Annotated in this window: 22 protein-coding genes; 15 read left to right on the top strand and 7 right to left on the bottom strand. The window is 44.0% G+C overall.

The window, feature by feature from the left end; all coding sequences use genetic code 11:
* Positions 1-21 precede the first annotated feature (21 nt).
* The 7 genes from NSQ84_RS02375 to NSQ84_RS02345 all read right to left on the bottom strand — a co-directional run bounded on the left by NSQ84_RS02375 (position 22) and on the right by NSQ84_RS02345 (position 5,135).
* Positions 22-867, bottom strand: a complete 846-nt coding sequence (locus tag NSQ84_RS02375) for an ATP-binding cassette domain-containing protein (protein ID WP_063387914.1) — start codon at positions 865-867, stop codon at positions 22-24.
* Positions 860-1,723, bottom strand: a complete 864-nt coding sequence (locus tag NSQ84_RS02370) for an alpha-D-ribose 1-methylphosphonate 5-phosphate C-P-lyase PhnJ (protein ID WP_063387915.1) — start codon at positions 1,721-1,723, stop codon at positions 860-862. The genes NSQ84_RS02375 and NSQ84_RS02370 overlap by 8 nt, the downstream gene beginning before the upstream one ends.
* A 15-nt stretch (positions 1,724-1,738) precedes the next feature.
* The gene (locus NSQ84_RS02365) at positions 1,739-2,845 is read right to left on the bottom strand and encodes a carbon-phosphorus lyase complex subunit PhnI (RefSeq protein ID WP_130156524.1); all 1,107 of its coding nucleotides are present in this window, start codon (positions 2,843-2,845) and stop codon (positions 1,739-1,741) included.
* Complete coding sequence (gene phnH, locus NSQ84_RS02360) at positions 2,845-3,444, bottom strand: phosphonate C-P lyase system protein PhnH (protein WP_327873435.1); 600 nt, start codon at positions 3,442-3,444, stop codon at positions 2,845-2,847. Before phnH ends, NSQ84_RS02365 begins: the two co-directional genes overlap by 1 nt.
* Positions 3,445-3,460: 16 nt before the next feature.
* On the bottom strand, positions 3,461-3,883 hold the full coding sequence (phnG, locus tag NSQ84_RS02355) for a phosphonate C-P lyase system protein PhnG (RefSeq protein WP_063387918.1): 423 nt from the start codon (positions 3,881-3,883) through the stop codon (positions 3,461-3,463).
* Between the two features lie 283 nt (positions 3,884-4,166).
* Entirely contained in the window at positions 4,167-4,868 is a 702-nt protein-coding gene (locus NSQ84_RS02350) for a GntR family transcriptional regulator (protein WP_063387607.1), read from the bottom strand.
* Between the two features lie 213 nt (positions 4,869-5,081).
* Positions 5,082-5,135, bottom strand: coding sequence for a hypothetical protein (locus NSQ84_RS02345; protein WP_082829455.1), 54 nt, complete (start codon positions 5,133-5,135; stop codon positions 5,082-5,084).
* A gap of 500 nt (positions 5,136-5,635) precedes the next feature.
* On the opposite strand from NSQ84_RS02345, the gene NSQ84_RS02340 reads away from it, so the two are divergent.
* The 15 genes from NSQ84_RS02340 to NSQ84_RS02270 all read left to right on the top strand — a co-directional run bounded on the left by NSQ84_RS02340 (position 5,636) and on the right by NSQ84_RS02270 (position 18,260).
* Complete coding sequence (locus tag NSQ84_RS02340) at positions 5,636-6,163, top strand: DUF1641 domain-containing protein (protein WP_063387608.1); 528 nt, start codon at positions 5,636-5,638, stop codon at positions 6,161-6,163.
* On the top strand, positions 6,156-6,512 hold the full coding sequence (gene hypA, locus NSQ84_RS02335) for a hydrogenase maturation nickel metallochaperone HypA (RefSeq protein WP_063387609.1): 357 nt from the start codon (positions 6,156-6,158) through the stop codon (positions 6,510-6,512). The genes NSQ84_RS02340 and hypA overlap by 8 nt, the downstream gene beginning before the upstream one ends.
* A complete protein-coding gene (gene hypB / locus NSQ84_RS02330; RefSeq protein ID WP_165381900.1) occupies positions 6,505-7,200 on the top strand; it encodes a hydrogenase nickel incorporation protein HypB in 696 nt (231 codons plus the stop codon). The genes hypA and hypB overlap by 8 nt, the downstream gene beginning before the upstream one ends.
* A 228-nt stretch (positions 7,201-7,428) precedes the next feature.
* The gene (locus NSQ84_RS02325; RefSeq protein WP_117017259.1) at positions 7,429-8,400 is read left to right on the top strand and encodes a hydrogenase; all 972 of its coding nucleotides are present in this window, start codon (positions 7,429-7,431) and stop codon (positions 8,398-8,400) included.
* 361 nt (positions 8,401-8,761) lie between these two features.
* Positions 8,762-10,396, top strand: coding sequence for a nickel-dependent hydrogenase large subunit (locus NSQ84_RS02320; protein WP_130156518.1), 1,635 nt, complete (start codon positions 8,762-8,764; stop codon positions 10,394-10,396).
* Between the two features lie 150 nt (positions 10,397-10,546).
* Positions 10,547-11,017, top strand: a complete 471-nt coding sequence (locus NSQ84_RS02315; protein WP_165381899.1) for a hydrogenase maturation protease — start codon at positions 10,547-10,549, stop codon at positions 11,015-11,017.
* Positions 11,007-11,309, top strand: coding sequence for a hypothetical protein (locus NSQ84_RS02310; RefSeq protein ID WP_063387613.1), 303 nt, complete (start codon positions 11,007-11,009; stop codon positions 11,307-11,309). The genes NSQ84_RS02315 and NSQ84_RS02310 overlap by 11 nt, the downstream gene beginning before the upstream one ends.
* A 213-nt stretch (positions 11,310-11,522) precedes the next feature.
* The gene (locus tag NSQ84_RS02305; protein ID WP_327873436.1) at positions 11,523-12,746 is read left to right on the top strand and encodes a tetratricopeptide repeat protein; all 1,224 of its coding nucleotides are present in this window, start codon (positions 11,523-11,525) and stop codon (positions 12,744-12,746) included.
* Positions 12,747-12,772: 26 nt separating this feature from the next.
* Positions 12,773-13,150 carry a hypothetical protein gene (locus NSQ84_RS02300; protein ID WP_327873438.1) on the top strand — a complete coding sequence of 126 codons (378 nt, stop codon included), beginning with the start codon at positions 12,773-12,775 and terminating at the stop codon, positions 13,148-13,150.
* A 2-nt stretch (positions 13,151-13,152) separates the two neighbouring features.
* A complete protein-coding gene (locus tag NSQ84_RS02295; RefSeq protein WP_063387615.1) occupies positions 13,153-14,004 on the top strand; it encodes a NifU family protein in 852 nt (283 codons plus the stop codon).
* Positions 13,986-15,086: an NHL repeat-containing protein gene (locus NSQ84_RS02290; RefSeq protein ID WP_327873439.1), complete on the top strand. Its 1,101-nt coding sequence runs from the start codon at positions 13,986-13,988 to the stop codon at positions 15,084-15,086. The genes NSQ84_RS02295 and NSQ84_RS02290 overlap by 19 nt, the downstream gene beginning before the upstream one ends.
* Before the next feature lie 127 nt (positions 15,087-15,213).
* Complete coding sequence (locus tag NSQ84_RS02285; RefSeq protein ID WP_063387617.1) at positions 15,214-15,495, top strand: HypC/HybG/HupF family hydrogenase formation chaperone; 282 nt, start codon at positions 15,214-15,216, stop codon at positions 15,493-15,495.
* A gap of 131 nt (positions 15,496-15,626) precedes the next feature.
* The gene (gene hypD / locus NSQ84_RS02280) at positions 15,627-16,748 is read left to right on the top strand and encodes a hydrogenase formation protein HypD (RefSeq protein WP_327873440.1); all 1,122 of its coding nucleotides are present in this window, start codon (positions 15,627-15,629) and stop codon (positions 16,746-16,748) included.
* Positions 16,749-16,918: 170 nt separating this feature from the next.
* Positions 16,919-17,953, top strand: a complete 1,035-nt coding sequence (hypE, locus tag NSQ84_RS02275) for a hydrogenase expression/formation protein HypE (protein WP_327873441.1) — start codon at positions 16,919-16,921, stop codon at positions 17,951-17,953.
* A gap of 52 nt (positions 17,954-18,005) precedes the next feature.
* Positions 18,006-18,260 carry a Uxx-star family glutaredoxin-like (seleno)protein gene (locus tag NSQ84_RS02270; RefSeq protein WP_117017262.1) on the top strand — a complete coding sequence of 85 codons (255 nt, stop codon included), beginning with the start codon at positions 18,006-18,008 and terminating at the stop codon, positions 18,258-18,260.
* Positions 18,261-18,276: the final 16 nt, after the last annotated feature.

Genomic DNA, 18,276 nt, shown 5'->3' with positions numbered 1-18,276 from the left:
CTCACAAGTCCAAAAAATTGATCATAATAATGAATGGACGAGCTGCTGTGTATAAGGATGCTGTGGATCTTCTAAAATTTGATCGGTCAACCCTTGCTCGATAATTTTTCCTTCCAGCATGACGAACGTTCTGTCTGCAAGCATTCTGATAACGCCTAAATCATGGGAAACAACGATCATGCTTATCTTCAGTTCCCTCTGTAAATTCCGTATCAAATCTAAAACATTTGCTTGAACGGACAAATCAAGACCGGTCGTTACTTCATCGAGAAGAAGAATCGGCGGATTATTCGACAATGCTTTGGCGATTTGGACTCTTTGCTGCATGCCCCCCGAAAATTTTTGGGGCTCCTCCTTCATCCTAAATAGCGGAATGTTTACCTCCTCAAGCAGCACTTGTCCTCTTAACACCATCTGTCCAACATTCCTGTTCCCTGCCGCAATTAATTTTTCAGCAATATTGCCGATGGAGGAAAAGTTCATGCGCAAGCCGAGAAGCGGATTTTGGTAAACTTTCCCCATCAGATGGTTGCGAATGTACCGTTTTTGTTGGGAGGACTCGTTTAATACGTTTTTTTTTCCATCATGATAAAATCGGATATACACTTCACCGCTTGTGGCCTCTTGATCAAAATATAGCTGTCTCATTAATGTTGATTTACCGCTGCCGCTTTCACCTACAATGCCTAATACTTCACCGGGATAGAGATCAAACGAAATATCACGGCAAGCATATACCGTACCGCAGACAGGGCAAAAGTTTTTCACCAAAACGGCGGAATCCGCCTTTCCGCATTGGCTGCATCCAGGTCCGAATTGTTTGTTTAACTTTTTGACCGATAATACTGGATTGCTTAAATCATCCATGTTGAACACCTCTTGATTCTGATTGCTCATTTAATCTTGATAAACAATAGCTTGTATCATTGCATTGGTAGTAGGTTTCACCTGTTTCCTCATTAAACAATTCATCCAAATATACTCCCGTAGCGCCGCACAGTCTGCAATGTTTATCTTCAAAGCTCTCCACTTCAAACGGATAATCGTCAAACGCAAGTGAAACGACTTTCGTGTATGGTGGTACAGCGTATATCTTCTTTTCACGACCGGCTCCAAGCAAAATTAATGCCTTTGAATAGTGCATTTTCGGATTATCAAACCTTGGTATAGGACTCGGCGCCATGACATACCGATTTTCCACCATCACAGGATGATCAAAATCCGAAGCCATATGCCCGTATTTCATGATTTGTTCAAAAAGCATCAGCCATGCGCCGCTGTATTCTTTCTCCGCATGAAGCCTTTTCGTATTATATTCGCTCGGTTCATAATCGCGCAGCGGTTCAGGCAGTGGTACTTGTAATACAAGTATCTGGCCTTCTGTAAGAGGAATTTCTGGAATTCGATGTCTTGATTGAATGATCGTTGCTTCTTGCGTCTCCTCCGTCGTTTTAATGCCCGCCGTTTTCATCACCAATTTTTTAATGTTTACCGCATTAACGGATTCATCAGAGCCTTGGTCGATTACTTTTAAAACATCATCTTTGCCAATGAGAGAAAGGGTTAATTGCAGTCCACCTGTTCCCCAGCCGCGTGCAATCGGCATTTCTCTTGATGCAAATGGAACTTGATAGCCCGGAATGGCAATTGCTTTTAATGTGGCTCTTCGAATTTCCCGTTTGGAACCTTCATCGAAAAAAGCAAAATTATAATGGATTTGCATGAATTCCTCTCCTTTTTACATTTCTTGCTTGCTTTTTGATTTGCGTACAATATCAAGCTTCGATTGGAAAGTGACATAGTGAGGCAGCTTCAAATGTGAAATAAACCCGGTGGATTCAACCGAATCAATATGATAAAGGACAAATTCCTCGTCTCCTGTCGGATAGTCCCTATTTCCCTTCTCCAAACTATTGTCTAAAATTCCCATTGCGATTGCTTTCGTTTCGTTTTGACCAAAGCAAAGACCATATCCGATTTCAAACTTAATTTCCTTTTTCCCGTCCCCGATCTCAACAGTTTCCGGAATTAACATTTCGACTTCGGTTGCTTTAATTTCCCCAATATAATAAGCATCGTCTTCTCCATTAAATGAATGAAAAGGGCTATCGATGTAAACCGGCAAATAGCCGACACGCAGTTCACCTACTGTTGGATGAAGACTTCCATATCCGCGAATGACGGCATAAGCTAATGAAGTCACCGCCCCTGTCTGGCCTCTCGTTAAAACTTGGAGACGCTGACTGCGGGTGGAAGGAAACGTCAAGCTTTTTCTCGTTACATCATCAGGCTCTGTATTATCCATTACACACTCCGAGAACAAACCTTCTTTTCTTAAGTAATCACTTACTTTTGGCAGTTTGCCAAAATGTTTTTCATCCACTTCGTCGAGCGTTTCCTTCTCATAGGCCGAAAGCCAATTTACTGCATCTTCATCTGCTTCCTCCATGAGGTCAAAGTCGAGCAAACGATGAGTGTAGTCAGTTGTAGCTCCTAAAATTTGGCCGCCTGGTATATCTTTAAAACTAGCTGAAATCCTTCTTTCGATACTCATGTCCTTTGTATTAACTATTTGCGAATAATGCTTGCGCGGTAAAGTGGATCGATATGCACGAAGCAGAAAAACCGCTTCTTCAAGATTGCCTTCAGCATGTTTGATCGCTAGCGCCGCAAGGGTTTCGTCATATAGACTGCTCTCTGACATCACCTGATCAATCAATCCCCGCAGGCCAGCTTCAATTCTGCCAATGTCAAGAACAACTCCTTTTTTTAACCGCTCATATTTCAGCCGTTTAATCGACTCCTCAATGGCAATTGTTCCGCCTTTCACTGCCACATATCCCATCAAAGCTTCCTCCCTTCTGATAAAATTTGCGTCGTCCTTGGCAGACATAAGAGATTATGATTTTTGTCCACAAAAATTAAATCAACCCCCATTGGAAATTCAGCGTTTTGTTGCTGTCGAACTTCCATCCAATTCCCATTTACTGAAACATTTACATAATTTGCTTCTTCAATGCCCGGACCTGTTAATTTGAAATCGCATCCATCCGTAACAGCATCTGCCTCAACAATAATGGTTGCTGAATCATGGGGATCGATGAGACTGCCGGTTTTTACTCGCTGTAATATTTGCCCAAGTTCATCTTCAGCTTTGTCATAAAGTACAAAAACGAAATCAGCGCGTTCTGCTGCATCAGCTTTTGCATAGGTTAGTTGGTTTATCCAGCGAGTTGTCTCTTCTTCCTTCTCGGAAACTACCTTAAAGGTCACTTCAGTATCTAGAAGCATTGCAGCCAGAACAAGTGTCGAGGGAAAACAGCCAGCCTCAAGATCTACTTTGGCCACCTCATCTTTTAAATTTGTTATCAATCCGGGCCTAGACATGGAATCAACAACTTTTCGATATGCACGTTGAATATCGTGAATAAAATCTAATTTCATTCAACCTCTGCTCCTTTTAAACATCCATCGTTTCAAAATTTACTTTTGTCTTCAAAATTTTCATGAAGGAGTTCTTTCTTTGCTCATGAATTGCTGCTTCCTCCTTCAACAAAACTTCATTCCATCGTTCCGTTTCTGGCAATTGTGCATTGTAAGCTGCATCGACCACAGCCAAATGGTATGCTAATTCCGGCTCATGTCCTTTTAATATGCCGATGCCGATATACCCGCTAATTTCCACTTTACATTCTGTTACAAAAACTTCTCCTAAGTAGAACAAACTGTTCTTTGCCGTTTCCCGAACTTTTACCATTACTAAACCGTTGTTCGGCTTTTCAATCGTTTTTACCTCATACTTAGCTAAAATTTGTTGTGCCAATGTGGCGGCAACGTTCTTATTTCCGTTGATTAAAATTTCTGTTCTTCGCCTTCTTTCCATTTCCGCCCCTCCATCATGATTTTTTGCTTCCGTTGATTTAAGCATATCTTGTTGCCAAGTGGAAAAAATTTAAAAAAAAGTAAATTCTATTAATTTTTTGCAAACGCATTTTTAAGAAAATGTTAATGAGCACAAAAAAAAGAGAGATTCATTGAATGAATCTCTCTGCTGCTTTCAATCCAAAATCGAAAGCATATAAAAACAAGCAGAGAAAAACGCATGTTTTCCTCTACTTGTTGGATTTTAGCGACTTATCGGTCATCCCCTGTTAGCAAACAGTTTTTCATATAACAAAGTTAAAGCAATCACTTCGATAAAAAATTTCTGTATGTTCAAGCACCGTTCCGGTTTTTTTATCGATACATCCTGTCTCCAACACTAAAAGCGGAATTAAGCTCGTGCATTCAAGAATTTCCCATAAAAATTTAGTCGGAAATAAAACCTTTAACACGCTTGACTTCGATTCAAATTCAGTGAAGCCTTTCTTTTGATAATAATCAAACATGGACGTGATTTCCTTGCCGTACAAATCAATATCATCAAATACGGATTTCGCCACGTAGGAAATATGCAAGGCAATTGGTCGATTATTGACAATGCGCAGCCTGCCTATTTTAAATACTCGATCCGTTTCCTCAGCACCGAGAGAATGAAAGATTGCTTTATTATAGCCGATTTCTTCGCAGAAAATGTTTTTCGATCGGAAATGGTGCCCAAGTCTAATCATTTTCCTGCTGAAGCTTTCATCCCCGGAAAGAACAAGCGGAATCTGCATTTGCCGATCTTTTACATAGCTGCCCTTTCCTTGTCTTGAATAAATATATCCCATCTCCTGAAGCCTTTCGTATACTTTGCGGATTGTCATTCGCGGAACGTTAAAATAGTCAGCAAGCTCATTTTCGGATGGTAATTTATCATTGGCTTCATACCTGCCAGAATGAATATCTGATATGATTTTATCAATGATCTCCATTTCTTCTGCCATCTGCATTCTACCCCGCTTTGAAATTGACCTGCTATTTTTTCACACGGCAGCTCAAAAACTGCGCTTTGAAAAATATTTTTTGCTACACTTTCTATTGGTTACATTCAGTATAGTTTAAGTAACTAGAACTGTCCAAGCCCATTTTATAGTCTATATAGGATCCATCTGCTAATTTGCTTTAGATGCTGATAAATAAAGTTTTGCTGCATTATATTAATCTAATTTGCGAAGATGCTTGCTAATCGACGGCTGACTTATGTCAAACACTTCAAGAAGCTTGCAAACGCAATGTGTAAAACCTCCTGGAAAGCATTAAGAACGTTTCAATCGAGTTGAAATACGTTCCTTCCATCCCTGTTCCATAAAATTCCTTTCTGTTTCTTGTGTAGAGCCGGATCAGTTTTGGAAAATATGAATCAAAAAATACTAAAATTTCAAGCTCTTTACTAAACCCATTCTAGTTAACCCTTATCGGTAAAGGTATTGATCAGTTTTCATCATTTTATTCCACAACTTACCACGATTCTTGAAACAACTTTACTTGATAGTTTTTTATTTCGTTCACCTCTTTGCATATTTTCATATCCAGTATGGTCAACGAATGATTCTATTAGCAAAGAAGCAAAAACTTGAAATAGTTTTTATAAAATATGGTGTTAAAATATTCTGAATTGTTGTATTATTATTTTAACAGCTAGCAAAAAAAGACAACAATGTTTCCAAAATGACGCACTTTTTTCTGTAAAAACCAAGAAGGAGGAATCGAAATGGGGGAGGCCGGGAAAGGAGCGGTTATGGAGACGTCCATTGATCACTTGTTGGTTGAAAAGCTTTCAGATCCGCGAACGATGGAGCAGCTAATCCACTTGCTTGATAAGCTGGAGAATGTAACGTTCCTTTTGGATATGCTGGAAAATTTTCTTCAACGCGGACCGGAATTTGCTGATTCAATCAATGAACTTGTCGTTCTTTTGCGACAAAGCATATCTAGACCAGAATATGTTACGCGTTTTGAGAATGCTTTAACCGCGTTGCATAAAATGCAAGAATTCCTCGATTCTCCGCAAGTTCAAGAGCTGATCAAGTCCGATGTTTTAGACGTGCGCTCGGTGCAAGTAATTGGAAAGGTGTCGCGTTCATTGTATCAAGCCTCTAAAGAAGCAGCGGAAACGGGAACAAAACGTGTGGGAATTATTGGTCTGATGCGGACATTAAGCGATCCGGAAGTACAGCCTGCACTTAATTTCGTCCTTAATTTTGCACGAAACTTATCGAAGGAGATCAGCGATGCATGAGTTGTCTATTGCCCAAAGCTTAGTTGAATTGGCGGCAGAAGCGGCGGAAAATTCGGGAATAAAGAAAGTTAAAGCGCTGTTTTTAAAGCTTGGAGTATTATCAGGTGTCGTAAAAGAAGCCTTAGAATTTTCTTTTGATGTGGTTGTTCAGGGAACTTCGTTGGAAGGGGCTAAACTTATTATTGAAGATGTCCCCGTGACCATTTTCTGTCCCAACTGCCAAGAAGAGAGGATTTTGCCTGAACCGCTTCCTATGCGCTGTCCTACGTGCGGCACAAAAACTGGCCAAGTCCTTGCGGGACGAGAGATGGAATTGTACGCTTTGGAAGGTGGAGAAGAAAATGCATGATTTGACCTTAAATCCTCGAATTGTTGAAATTCGCCAGAATGTTTTGAAGAAAAATGATCTCCTTGCTAGAGAATTAAGAAAGCGGTTTCAAAATGTGGGCGTTTATGTCGTCAATCTCGTTTCCAGTCCTGGAGCGGGAAAAACGACGCTGCTTACAGAAGTGCTTACCCGCCTTGGCAAACGCTATCGAACAGCCGCTTTAGTTGGCGATTTAGCAACTGAAAACGACGCGGACCGCTTGCGGCAAAGCGGAGCAAAAGTGCGCCAAATTACTACTGGCACAGTTTGCCATCTGGAAGCGGAAATGATTGAGCGAACGTTGCAAGATTGGGAGTTGGAAACATTTGATTTCCTTTTTATCGAAAATGTTGGAAATCTCGTCTGCCCCGCAAGTTATGACTTGGGAGAAAACCAGCGTGTAGTTCTTTTTTCCGTGACAGAGGGCGAGGATAAACCGGTAAAATATCCGACTATTGTCAACAGTGCTGATACGGCGATTATCACAAAAATTGATTTAGCGGAAGCGGTAGATTTTCAGCGAAAACGATTTTATGAAGCATTGAATGAGGTGCGCCCAGGCATTCGCATTCACGAAGTTTCTGCTCGCACAGGAGAAGGAATTGACGAATGGATTTCACAGCTGGAAGCGGATAAATCAGCATTTATTCATTCCTCCAGCTCTCTATAAGCAAAATTTTAGATGAATAGAACGCTGCGAAAGACTATGATTTTGAGTTGTTTGGTTGAAATAGAAAACGATTTGAATTAAGCCGACAAGTCACCAAACACCAGTGAGACATCTAAACAGGAGAGCGTCTATACGAAGATGTATTTCAAAATATCAGAACCTTCTGACTTTCGTCACGCAAAGGTATTGAATTTGAATCTTGCCCAAAACTTTTTGGAGGTGGAGAAAATGGTGAATCTCCTTTGGATGCACGGCGGTGCGTGCAATGGAAACACTCAATCATTTTTAAATGCGGAAGAGCCAACGGTCATTGATTTAGTAACCGATTTTGGCATTAACATTTTGTATCACCACTCTTTGTCGATGGAGTTCGGTGAGCAAGTTCGCCGCCTTTATGAGCAAATTCTCAATGACGAAATCCCGCTGGATATCTTGGTGGTAGAAGGGACAATTATTCAGGGACCTGACGGAACAGGGCACTATGATATGCTTATGGACCGTCCGAAAAAAAACTGGATTTGGGATTTCGCCCATAAAGCGCAATACGTTGTCGCAATCGGTGATTGTGCGTGCTGGGGTGGAATTCCGGCAACAAAACCGAATCCGTCTGAATCGATTGGTCTTCAATATATGAAAGAAGAACGCGGGGGATTTCTTGGTACACAGTTCCGGTCGAAAGGTGGACTTCCAGTCATTAACATTCCTGGTTGTCCGGCTCATCCCGACTGGGTGACGCAAATTCTTGTAGCCATTGCTACTGGCCGTTTGGAAGATGTTGTTTTAGACGATCTTCAACGTCCGCAAACGTTCTTTAAAACGTTTACCCAAACGGGCTGTACGCGTGTGCAGTATTTCGAGTGGAAAGAGCCGGTGGAAGAGTTCGGACAAGGTACGCGAAAAGGATGTCTCTTTTATGAGCAAGGCTGTCGAGGTCCAATGACTCATTCGCCATGCAACCGCATTCTTTGGAACCGTCAATCTTCCAAAACTCGGGCAGGAATGCCTTGTATTGGCTGTACGGAGCCTCAGTTCCCGTTCTTTGACCTAGCACCTGGAACAGTATTTAAAACGCAAAAAGTTCTCGGCTCAATTCCAAAAGAAGTACCACAAGGCACCGATCCGCTCAGCTACTCTGTGAATGCGGCATTGGCACGTGCTGTGGCGCCGAAATGGGCGAAAGAAGATATGTTTGTTCCGTGATATTAATGAAATTCGGATTTTTGTCATCAAGATGAAGTGGAATCAGATATGAGTGAAGCACCAATAAACCGTTTGTGATGTTACTTAACGGAAAAAGTGACTATCTACACAAAGACGTGAAGCTTGTTCCGTGATCATTAACGAAAATCACGACTTTTGTCATCAGCATCTAGTGGGAACCGGATATGAGTGAAGCACCAATAAACCGTTTGTGATGTTACTTAACGGAAAAAGTGACCGTCTCGTCTACACAAAGGCATGAAGAAAGTTATTTTGTATGTTTGAAATCGACGATTTCCATTTACTGTGATTCGGATATCTTTTAATGGAAACCATTTTAGAAACGAGGTGCCTAAAGAACATGAAAAAGCAAGAGGCTATTGTAAAAACAAACAAACTGGAAATTAAAGTACATTCCCTCGGTCGTGTAGAAGGAGATTTGGATGTAAAAGTAGCCATTGATGATGGCGTTGTTGTAGATGCTTGGACGGAAGCAACGATGTTCCGCGGTTTCGAGATGATTTTAAAAGGAAAAGATCCGCAGGCCGGTTTGATTGTTACTCCTCGGATCTGCGGCATTTGCGGCGGCAGCCATCTCACGAAAGCAGTTTATGCGCTCGATACGGCTTGGGGGACGGAAGTACCGCCGAATGCTACGCTCATCCGCAATATTGCTCAAGCGGCGGAAACGATTCAAAGCATTCCGCGTTGGTTTTATGCTTTATTCGCAATTGGTTTAACACATCGACATTACGCTTCTTCTAAGCTGTACGATGAAGTGGTTCGCCGTTGGGCTCCTTTTGAGGGAGAGCATTATGAGATTGGCGTCACTGTTTCAGCTAAGCCGGTGGAAATTTACGCGATCTTTGGCGGACAATGGCCGCATTCTAGCTTCATGGTTCCGGGAGGCGTTGTCAGCTCGCCGACATTGTCCGATATTACTCGCTCTATCTCGATTTTGGAATATTATCGGGAAAACTGGCTGGAGAAAGTTCTTCTTGGTTGTTCCGCTGAACGCTGGCTGGAAAACAAGACTTGGGACGATGTTCTTGCATGGCTGGATGAGAAGCCGGAGCATCGCAATTCTGATCTTGGCTTATTCATTCGCTATAGCATGGAAATCGGATTGGACAAATACGGAGCGGGGCCGGGCCGCTATTTAGCCACTGGAAGCTTTTTTAACCCGCAGCAATACCGCTATCCGACGATTGAAGGACGCAACGCAGCGCTGATTTCCCGTTCGGGAATATTTGATGGGGAAAATTTCCATGATTTTGATCAAGCACGGATACGCGAGGATCATACCCATTCTTTCTATCGCGGCAGCGGTTCTTACCACCCATTTGAAGGAGTAACCGATCCGGTGGATCCGATCGAAGGGCAAAAAGAAGGAAAATATACGTTTGCTAAAGCACCGCGGTATGATATTCCAGGCATCGGAGAAACTCCTCTGGAGGTAGGTCCGTTGGCCCGCCAAGTAATTGCTGGTCGCTCTGGTGCTGAGGAGTGGCAAGATTATGATCCTCTCTTTTTGAACTTGATTAAAGAAATCGGGCCAAGTTCAATGGTGCGTGTGTTGGCTCGCCTTCACGAAGCCGCGAAATATTATTTGCGCATGAAGAAGTGGTTGAAGCAAATCGATTTAAACGAAAAATTTTATATCAAGCCGAAAGAATTGCCTGAAGGACGCGGATTCGGAGCTACGGAAGCAGCCCGCGGCGCTTTGGCTGACTGGATTCAAATTAAAGATGGAAAAATTGAAAATTATCAAGTCGTCACTCCGACAGCATGGAACATTGGACCACGTGATCGTCACGGTCAGCGCGGACCTATCGAAACAGCGATGATCGGCGTACCTATTAAGAATCCTGAAGATCCGGTCGAATTGGCTCATATTGCTCAAAGCTATGATTCATGCCTTGTTTGCACCGTTCATGCTTATGATGCCAAGTCACATAAAGAGTTAGCCAAATATAAAGTGATAAATATATGCTGATATCTCTAATATGCAACTTTAAGTGACGTGTTTTTCTGCAGTGCAAGCATATCAGCAGACGTTTCATATGCAATTGTAAAACTAATAGTCTAGTAAAACAGACAAAGAATGGTAATGGGAACGGTACGCCTGCAGAAGGAGGAATTTTGTATGAACGTTATGATTATTGGATGTGGCAATTTGCTGCGAAGTGATGATGGGGCGGGACCCATGTTGATCCGCAAATTGTGGGAACATGGGGTCCCACCGGGAGTCCGTTTGGCTGATGGCGGAACTGCTGGCATGGATGTAGCTTTTCAAATCGGGGATGCAGAGGAACTGATTCTAGTAGATGCCTGTAAATCAGGAGATGAACCGGGCACGATTTTTGAAATTCCAGGTGAAGAGGTGGAAACTCCTCCGCTAAAAGATGTTAATCTTCACGATTTCCGCTGGGATCATGCGATTGCCTTAGGCCGGTGGCTTTTAAAAAGCCGCTTCCCGAAGAAAGTGACCGTTTTCCTGATCGAAGCCGAAAACATATCGTACGGATTTGGATTGTCTCCAACGGTGGACAATGCCTTAGATCGTTTAGCGGATGAACTGCTTCAGCGCTTAGGAGGGAAAAAAAGTGAAGCTTGAACTGACACCAACTGGCTATCTTCATATTCCCGCCGAAGAAACGGTGCGGTTTCCTACAGGAACAGCCATCGTTTTAATACGTGACGAAGAACTGTGGGTGATGCCGGTAAGTCATTTGGGAGCGGGCGGATTACTGTTAAAACTGCGCAATTCTCGTGGAGATCGAAGCATGTTTGTCCAAGAAATTTTGCCCGAAGGTGTGCAGCCGGGAATTCGTGACGCTGTATGGGATGAACGATATGGAGCGCTTCGCATGCCACTTTTTTGTTCCTGTGCGATGTCGGAGAAGTAAAAGTATATAAGCCGCTTCATCCCTTGACTTGAATGGTCATGATGAAGAAACAGTTTTGGACCTGGCCGACAGGACGATAAGATGATATCCATACTAAATGAAACGAGAGTGAGTAATTGCACAAAAATCGTTAGTACGTTAGAACATGCCGATCTTAGTTATTTAGAGGTTTCGTTGTCTTTCCAATTACAGTTTTTAAAAGGGGGAATAACAGTGCTGCAGCCACAGCCAATCGGTGTTTTTCCTGGAGCGGCAGGTTTTTTTCTTCTACCACCTGTTCCAAATGCAGATCAATTCATATCCCTTCTTCTCCGCGGACATTTTCCTGATCGTTGGCCGGAGAACTGGCGTTTTTTTGCTGCGGCGATTGAGGGAAAAAGCGAAGACGAGGTGCTAACATTATTGCCGGAAGGACCGGAAGCTGCTTATAACCGATTTATTTTAGATCCACAAACATATACATACACTTTAGCCAAAGAAGTGCTCTCAGACGATTTCTCCTTGCTTTTGGATGCAGCGGCGTGGCGCCTGAAACTGTTTGAAACTCCCCCACCGCTTGGCGATGCGTCAGGAGAAATACGGGCGTTTTTATTGGCGACTCAAGCGTACGACGCGTTTCAACAAAAGGATTGGCCGACTGGGCTTTCGCTTCTTTCCGAAGCCGCCGCTACAGTAGAAAACGTGTCACCTGTTTTTTCCGCTCGCCTTTACGCGGAATATGCGGCGACAAAACAAATGCTTGGTGATTGCGGGAAGGAGACAGTAGAAGGATACCGGAAAGCCCTCTCTCTTTTAGAAACGTCTTCCTTTCAGGAAGCAAGGGCTGAACTGTGGTTTCAATTAGGCACAGTACATCAAACTGGCGCCGATGGACGGAAAGGTTCTCTTCTAGAAGCAGTCAGATGTTATCATGAAGCACTAAAAGTATATCGGAAAGACACTTATCCAGAAGAGTATGCTACCGTTCATATGAATCTTGCTTTAGCGTATTTAGCCATTCCGTCTTTAGACCGCAGCGCCTATTTGCGCACAGCGACAGCGATCCAGTCATTAAGAGAGTCTTTACGCATTTTTAAAAAAGATAAACACCCTGAGCTTTGGGCAAGCGCCACGGTCAATCTAGCCAATGCGCTGCAACATGTAAAATCCTCTCATCTTGAAGATAACCTTTGGGAAGCAGTAGCTCTTTATGAAGATGTGCTCGAAGTACGCCGCTCTAAAGGCGATCCAATAGCATATGCCCGCGTTTTAGCTAATCAAGGGAATGCGTTGGCACATCTAGGTGCGTTTTCCCGAGCGGTACCTCGGTTGGAAGAGGCCAGTCAATTGTTTCGTAAATATGGAGAGCATGAGGCAGCGAGTGCCATCGAAGACGTATTAGCGGAAATTGCCCTTAAGCGGAAGCAAGCAGCAGTCAATGAAAAAATGGAACAGTAAAATGTGCGAAAGAGAGGAAGGATTGCATGAATCCCCACGAACAGCAATATTTTAATCTTTTGTTGGGTATGGCGGTTGACCGCTTTTGTGAACGTATCATCCAGCGCAATGAAGGAGCTCAAAAAGCTCTGGAACGGCTTCGCGCAAATCCTCAAAGTGAGGGAATTTGGCTGAACGAATTTGTGGACGCTTTCTTTCGCGATGCCCTTCTTGATAATCCAGCGGGCTCTTGCCTCATTTTGCAGGCTTTAGCCAATCATCGCGTCAATGATTTTACTAACATTGTTGACCGTAATACGGTTGAAGAAATGCTGCAGGAGATGGCCAAACAAACATTTGCCGCTTTATTATATCGGAAAATCGAAGAAGCTCTGGAGCAAACATTGGCTTTTGGAGGTGAGTGATCATGAAAGTTCAGCAGGAAGAGGATTTTCAAGCTTTGGCTGGACGGGTGGATCGCGTGCTGGACTCGATAAAGGGTCTGCCAGAAGACGCTCGGATGAAAGCAATGGAATTGAAAAAAGCCATTGAAGCCTTTCACGAACATGCTCTTAGAAAACTCGTTCGCACGTTTCGTGAAACGGAGGCGGGAAAAGAATTGCTGCTGAAAGCTGCAGAAGACCCTTCTATTTATGCGATGTTTTTGATGCACGGAATCATTAAACAAGATTTATTTACCCGTACCGCCGCCGCGTTAGAAGAAGTGCGTCCTTATATGCGTTCCCACGGAGGTGGCGTGGAGCTAGTTAAAGTGGAAGGAAATACAGTTTATGTCCGCCTTCAAGGAGCTTGTTCCGGTTGCTCGCTATCCGCTATGACGTTGAAAAATGGGATTGAGGAAGCAATTAAAGCCCGCGTTCCAGAAATTGAACATGTTGTCATGGTCGAAGAGGAAGTGACCTCCGGCTACATGCCATTTCACGCTATGAATGATACTGGAAATTTAGAACAAAACGGATGGGTGCAAGGTCCATCCGCTTCGGAACTGGAAGAAGGGAGTCCTGTTCGCTTTTCGCATGAGAAGCTCGATGTTTTGCTGGTTCGCTTAGAAGGAAAAGTAATGGCATTTCGCAATCAATGCCCTCATATGGGGATGTCTCTTGACGGAGGACTGGTGGACAACTCTATTATTACTTGTCCATGGCACGGCTTCCGTTTTGATTTATCCACCGGGGAATGCATGACGGCACCTCACGTGCAGCTAGAACCATTTCCAGTTCGGGTAGAGGATGAAAAAATATGGATACGATTAAGTTAACCGCATATCCCGAACGGTGGTTAGGGGGACCGGCCCCAGGCGGTCTTGTGCTGCCCCCTGCCCATCCAAACAGGATTCATCTTTATGCACCAAGGGGAGTGTATATAGACGATGATATTGTAGTGGCGGCCGACAGCGGCAACCATCGCGTACTCATTTGGTACAGCTGGCCGGAAAATGATCATGCGCCAGCTGACATCGTGTTAGGTCAGCCTGATTTTGAAACAGAAGGACCAAAGCTGTTTCATCTCCCGACTGGCGTTGCGGTCATTGAAGGAAAGCTATTTGTCGCAGATGCTTGGCACCATCGTCTGCTCATTTGGGAAACATTTCCAAAAATAAATAACCAACCTCCCGATTATGTCTTGGGACAAGAGGATCTGTCAGGGACATCCCCTAATCGAGGAGGAAAAGTTAGTCCGACTGGATTTTATTGGCCATATAATTTTGCATACATTGATGAATGGTTTTACGTAGCGGATACGGGGAATCGCCGAGTTTTGGGATGGAAAGGTTTACCGGAAGATGGGCGTGTTCCTGATGTCATTCTTGGTCAACCGAATGGTTATGTAAACAGTGAGAATAGGAGAAAAGGCGTAGGAACGGATACGTATCGCTGGCCGCACGCTCTTGCCGGCGACGGAAATACGTTATACGTTGCCGATGCGGGCAATCACCGCATTCTTGGCTATACGCCGCCTCCAGAGACGGACCGCCCAGCTGAGTTAGTTCTCGGTCAACAAGATTTTACTCAGTCATTTGAACTTCCACATGTACCGCAAGGACCCCGGCGCTTCCGGTTTCCTTACGGAATCGCACAATACGACAATTTGCTAGCGGTGGCTGACACGGCAAACAACCGCATCCTTCTTTTTACTGAGTCGCCGCGAAAAGGAGCGTATCATCCTGCTTCGTATGTTATTGGCCAAGCAGATTTCGAAGGAATGGGAGAAAATCGCTGGAAAGCCGTAACAAGGGATTCACTTTGCTGGCCGTACGGGATTTGGTGTCATCAAAATCGTCTGGCAATTGCTGATTCAGGAAATAACCGCGTCATCATTTGGCGCCTTGAATTTACATGATTGTTCTAAAGAATCTCTAACAAAAGTTTCAGTGTTTTAGTGTTCGAATGAACTTCTAGTTTTCTTTACGGACAATAAAATATCTAAATTTTCATATTTATTGCAAATCGGGGGGAGCGATTCATTTATGTGTTTAGCTATTCCAGGCCAAATTGTAGAAATGTTAGATGGTGACCGCCATTATGCTGTGGTGAATGTTTGCGGTGTGCGCCGCAAAATTAACATTGACTTATTAAAAAATGAACATCTCCTTCTTGGAGATTGGGTGCTTATTCATGTGGGATTTGCGATGAGCAAAATCAGTGAAGAACAAGCAAATGAACAATTGAATTTGCTAAGCATGTTAAATGAATCGGATGAAGCGATCGAGGAAGTACAAGGTTACCAATTTGATAACGAAAAAGTTTAAACATGTTAATACACAGCGCTGGAGACTTAAGGCAACAAAAGGCATATGATTGGTCAATCAAAACCCGTTCCGAAAAAGACGATATGCATGCAGGCAGTCGTTGTTGATCTAATTTTAGGAGGTGCAGTTTAATGACGACGATGAAATATGTTGACGAGTTTCGCAATCCGGAATTAATCCGCAAAATATCGGAAGAAATCCACCGTCTCGTCGATCCAGATTATCACTATCGTTTTATGGAGGTTTGCGGAGGACATACCTTTTCGATTTTTCGATTTGGATTGCAGAATCTGCTGCCTGAAAACATTGAGCTTGTCCATGGACCGGGATGCCCTGTCTGTATTCTTCCAATGGGACGTATGGACAATGGACTTTCGATTGCCAAGCAGCAGAACGTCATTTTTACCGCATTCGGTGATGTAATGCGCGTTCCTGGGAAACATGGAACGCCTCTCGAACTAAAAGCTAAAGGGGCTGATATACGTATGGTGTACTCCCCTTTAGATGCTTTAAACATAGCGATGAAGAATCCTGACCGGCAAGTTGTGCTGTTCGCGATTGGCTTTGAAACTACCGCCCCATCAACAGCATTGACGCTCATGCGCGCACGTGAATTGGATGTGCCCAATTTCTCTGTATTTTCCAATCACGTCCTAATTATACCGGCAATGCAGGCAATATTGGATTCTCCGGATATGCGCATTGATGGGTTTATCGGACCTGGTCATGTTTCATCTGTAATCGGCGCCCGTCCTTATGAAAGCATCGCAAAAAAATACCAAAAACCGATAATTATCTCCGGTTTTGAACCGCTCGATTTACTGCAATCGATCCTCATGCTTGTAAAACAAATGCGCGAGGGGCGGTTTGAAGTAGAAAATCAATATAGCCGCGTCGTTCCTTACGAAGGAAATATGTCTGCACTTGATGTAATGAAAGAAGTTTTTGAAGTCCGCTCTCTTTTTGAATGGAGGGGACTTGGGGCTATTCAGCAGTCTGCGCTCAAATTGCGGCCTGAATTCGCCAAGTGGGATGCGGAAGTTCGTTTCCAAGTCGAGGGATCTCGTGTGAGTGATCCGCAAATGGCGCCTTGCGGACAAGTATTAAAAGGTATATTGAAGCCGCATCAATGTCAGCTGTTTGGCAAAGAATGCACTCCGGAACATCCGGTGGGAGCTCTTATGGTGTCGTCAGAAGGGGCATGCGCCGCCTATTATCATTACGTTCATTTGCAAGAAGCAGTGGGTGAATAAAAAAAGAGGAAATTATATAGATTGTTTTCCCTGTTAGGTGAAATACAATGCGTTTCGATTTCGGGCAGTGGCAGGGTTCATCAGCTTACTTTCAGACGTTATATGATTTGGGAGACGCTCACTGAACTTCTTAATTAATCGTTGCATCAGGAAGAAAGGAAGGAACAAGCATGAAGACAGCCAAAGTGAATTTTACTGATTCTTATATCGAATTGGCTCATGGCGCTGGTGGGAAAGCCAGCAGAAGACTGATCGAAGGACTGTTGGTTCCCTATATGATGGGGGACAAGCCAGCAGAATTAAATGATGCGGCATATGTTGAGACAAATGGGAGCCGATTGGCGTTTACTGCAGACAGCTTTGTTGTCAATCCACTCGTCTTCCCAGGGGGATCTATCGGCGAACTTGCCGTCAATGGGACTATAAACGACTTGGCGATGGGAGGAGCAAAGCCGTTGGCTTTGGTGACAACACTTATTATCGAAGCGGGATTGACAACGTCGGAGTTGGAACGGGAGGTGGCGGCTATCGCCAAGGCAGCTCAACGTGTCGGAGTGCCTGTGGTCGGGGGAGATACGAAAGTAGTGGAGCACGGAAAAGCGGACGGTCTGTACATCACGACAGCCGGTATCGGCCTTACCGATCCGCGCGTTTCTCTTTCGTCCAGAAACGTTCAACCGGGTGATCATGTCATTTTGTCTGGTGCAATTGGTGATCATGGGATTACCGTTCTCTTGGCTAGAGGGGAGTTGGATTTAGAAGCTGACCTTACTTCCGATACTCGGGCGGTTTGGCCGTTCGTATCGGCACTTATTGAGGCGGCGGCGCCGGGGCTTAGATGGCTGCGCGATCCAACCCGAGGCGGTGTAGCTACGGCATTAAACGAATTGGCAAGAGACGCTCAAGTAGCTGTTATACTCGATGAAGAGGCAATTCCAGTTCGCCCGGCAGTGCGCGGTGCCTGCGAAATTTTAGGATTGGATCCCCTTCATATTGCCAATGAAGGGCAGTTTCTTGCCGTCATTTCGCCTGAATACGCCGATATCGCATTAAAAACACTTAGAAGCATGCCGGGCGGGGAGAATGCGAAGCGCATTGGTGAAATACAAGCAGAGCCAAAAAAAGCAGTTTTAGCACGTTCTCAATATGGAGGTACACGCTTGATCGATATGCTGATTGGCGATCCGTTGCCTCGCATCTGTTAATCAATCATGAAAATGCTTAATAATAAATCATCTCTTTGGAGGATGAGAAATAATGCTGGAGCTTTATGGTGCGAAAGGATGTCCTTACACGAAGGAATTGCGGGAAAGTTTATTATGGGACGGAAAAGAATTTGTCGAGTATGATGTCGAAGAAGACAAAGCGGCATTGAAGCAGCTTGTTGTTTTGACGGGAGGAGGTACTGTTCCAGTCTTAGTAGAAGACGGGCAGGTCATTCAAATAGGAGTTTCCGGCCGCGGATGCATGGTTGCATTACCGTCCGCAAAGGAGGAGAAGCCGTTTTCTTAAACGGGCGCCCCCTCTC

Origin of the sequence: Aeribacillus sp. FSL K6-3256 (genome assembly GCF_037965805.1) — a bacterium.
Taxonomy (GTDB): Bacteria; Bacillota; Bacilli; order Bacillales; family Aeribacillaceae; genus Aeribacillus; species Aeribacillus composti.
Note: the sequence above shows the minus strand (reverse complement) of the source record. Positions and strands in the feature narration are given on the sequence as shown.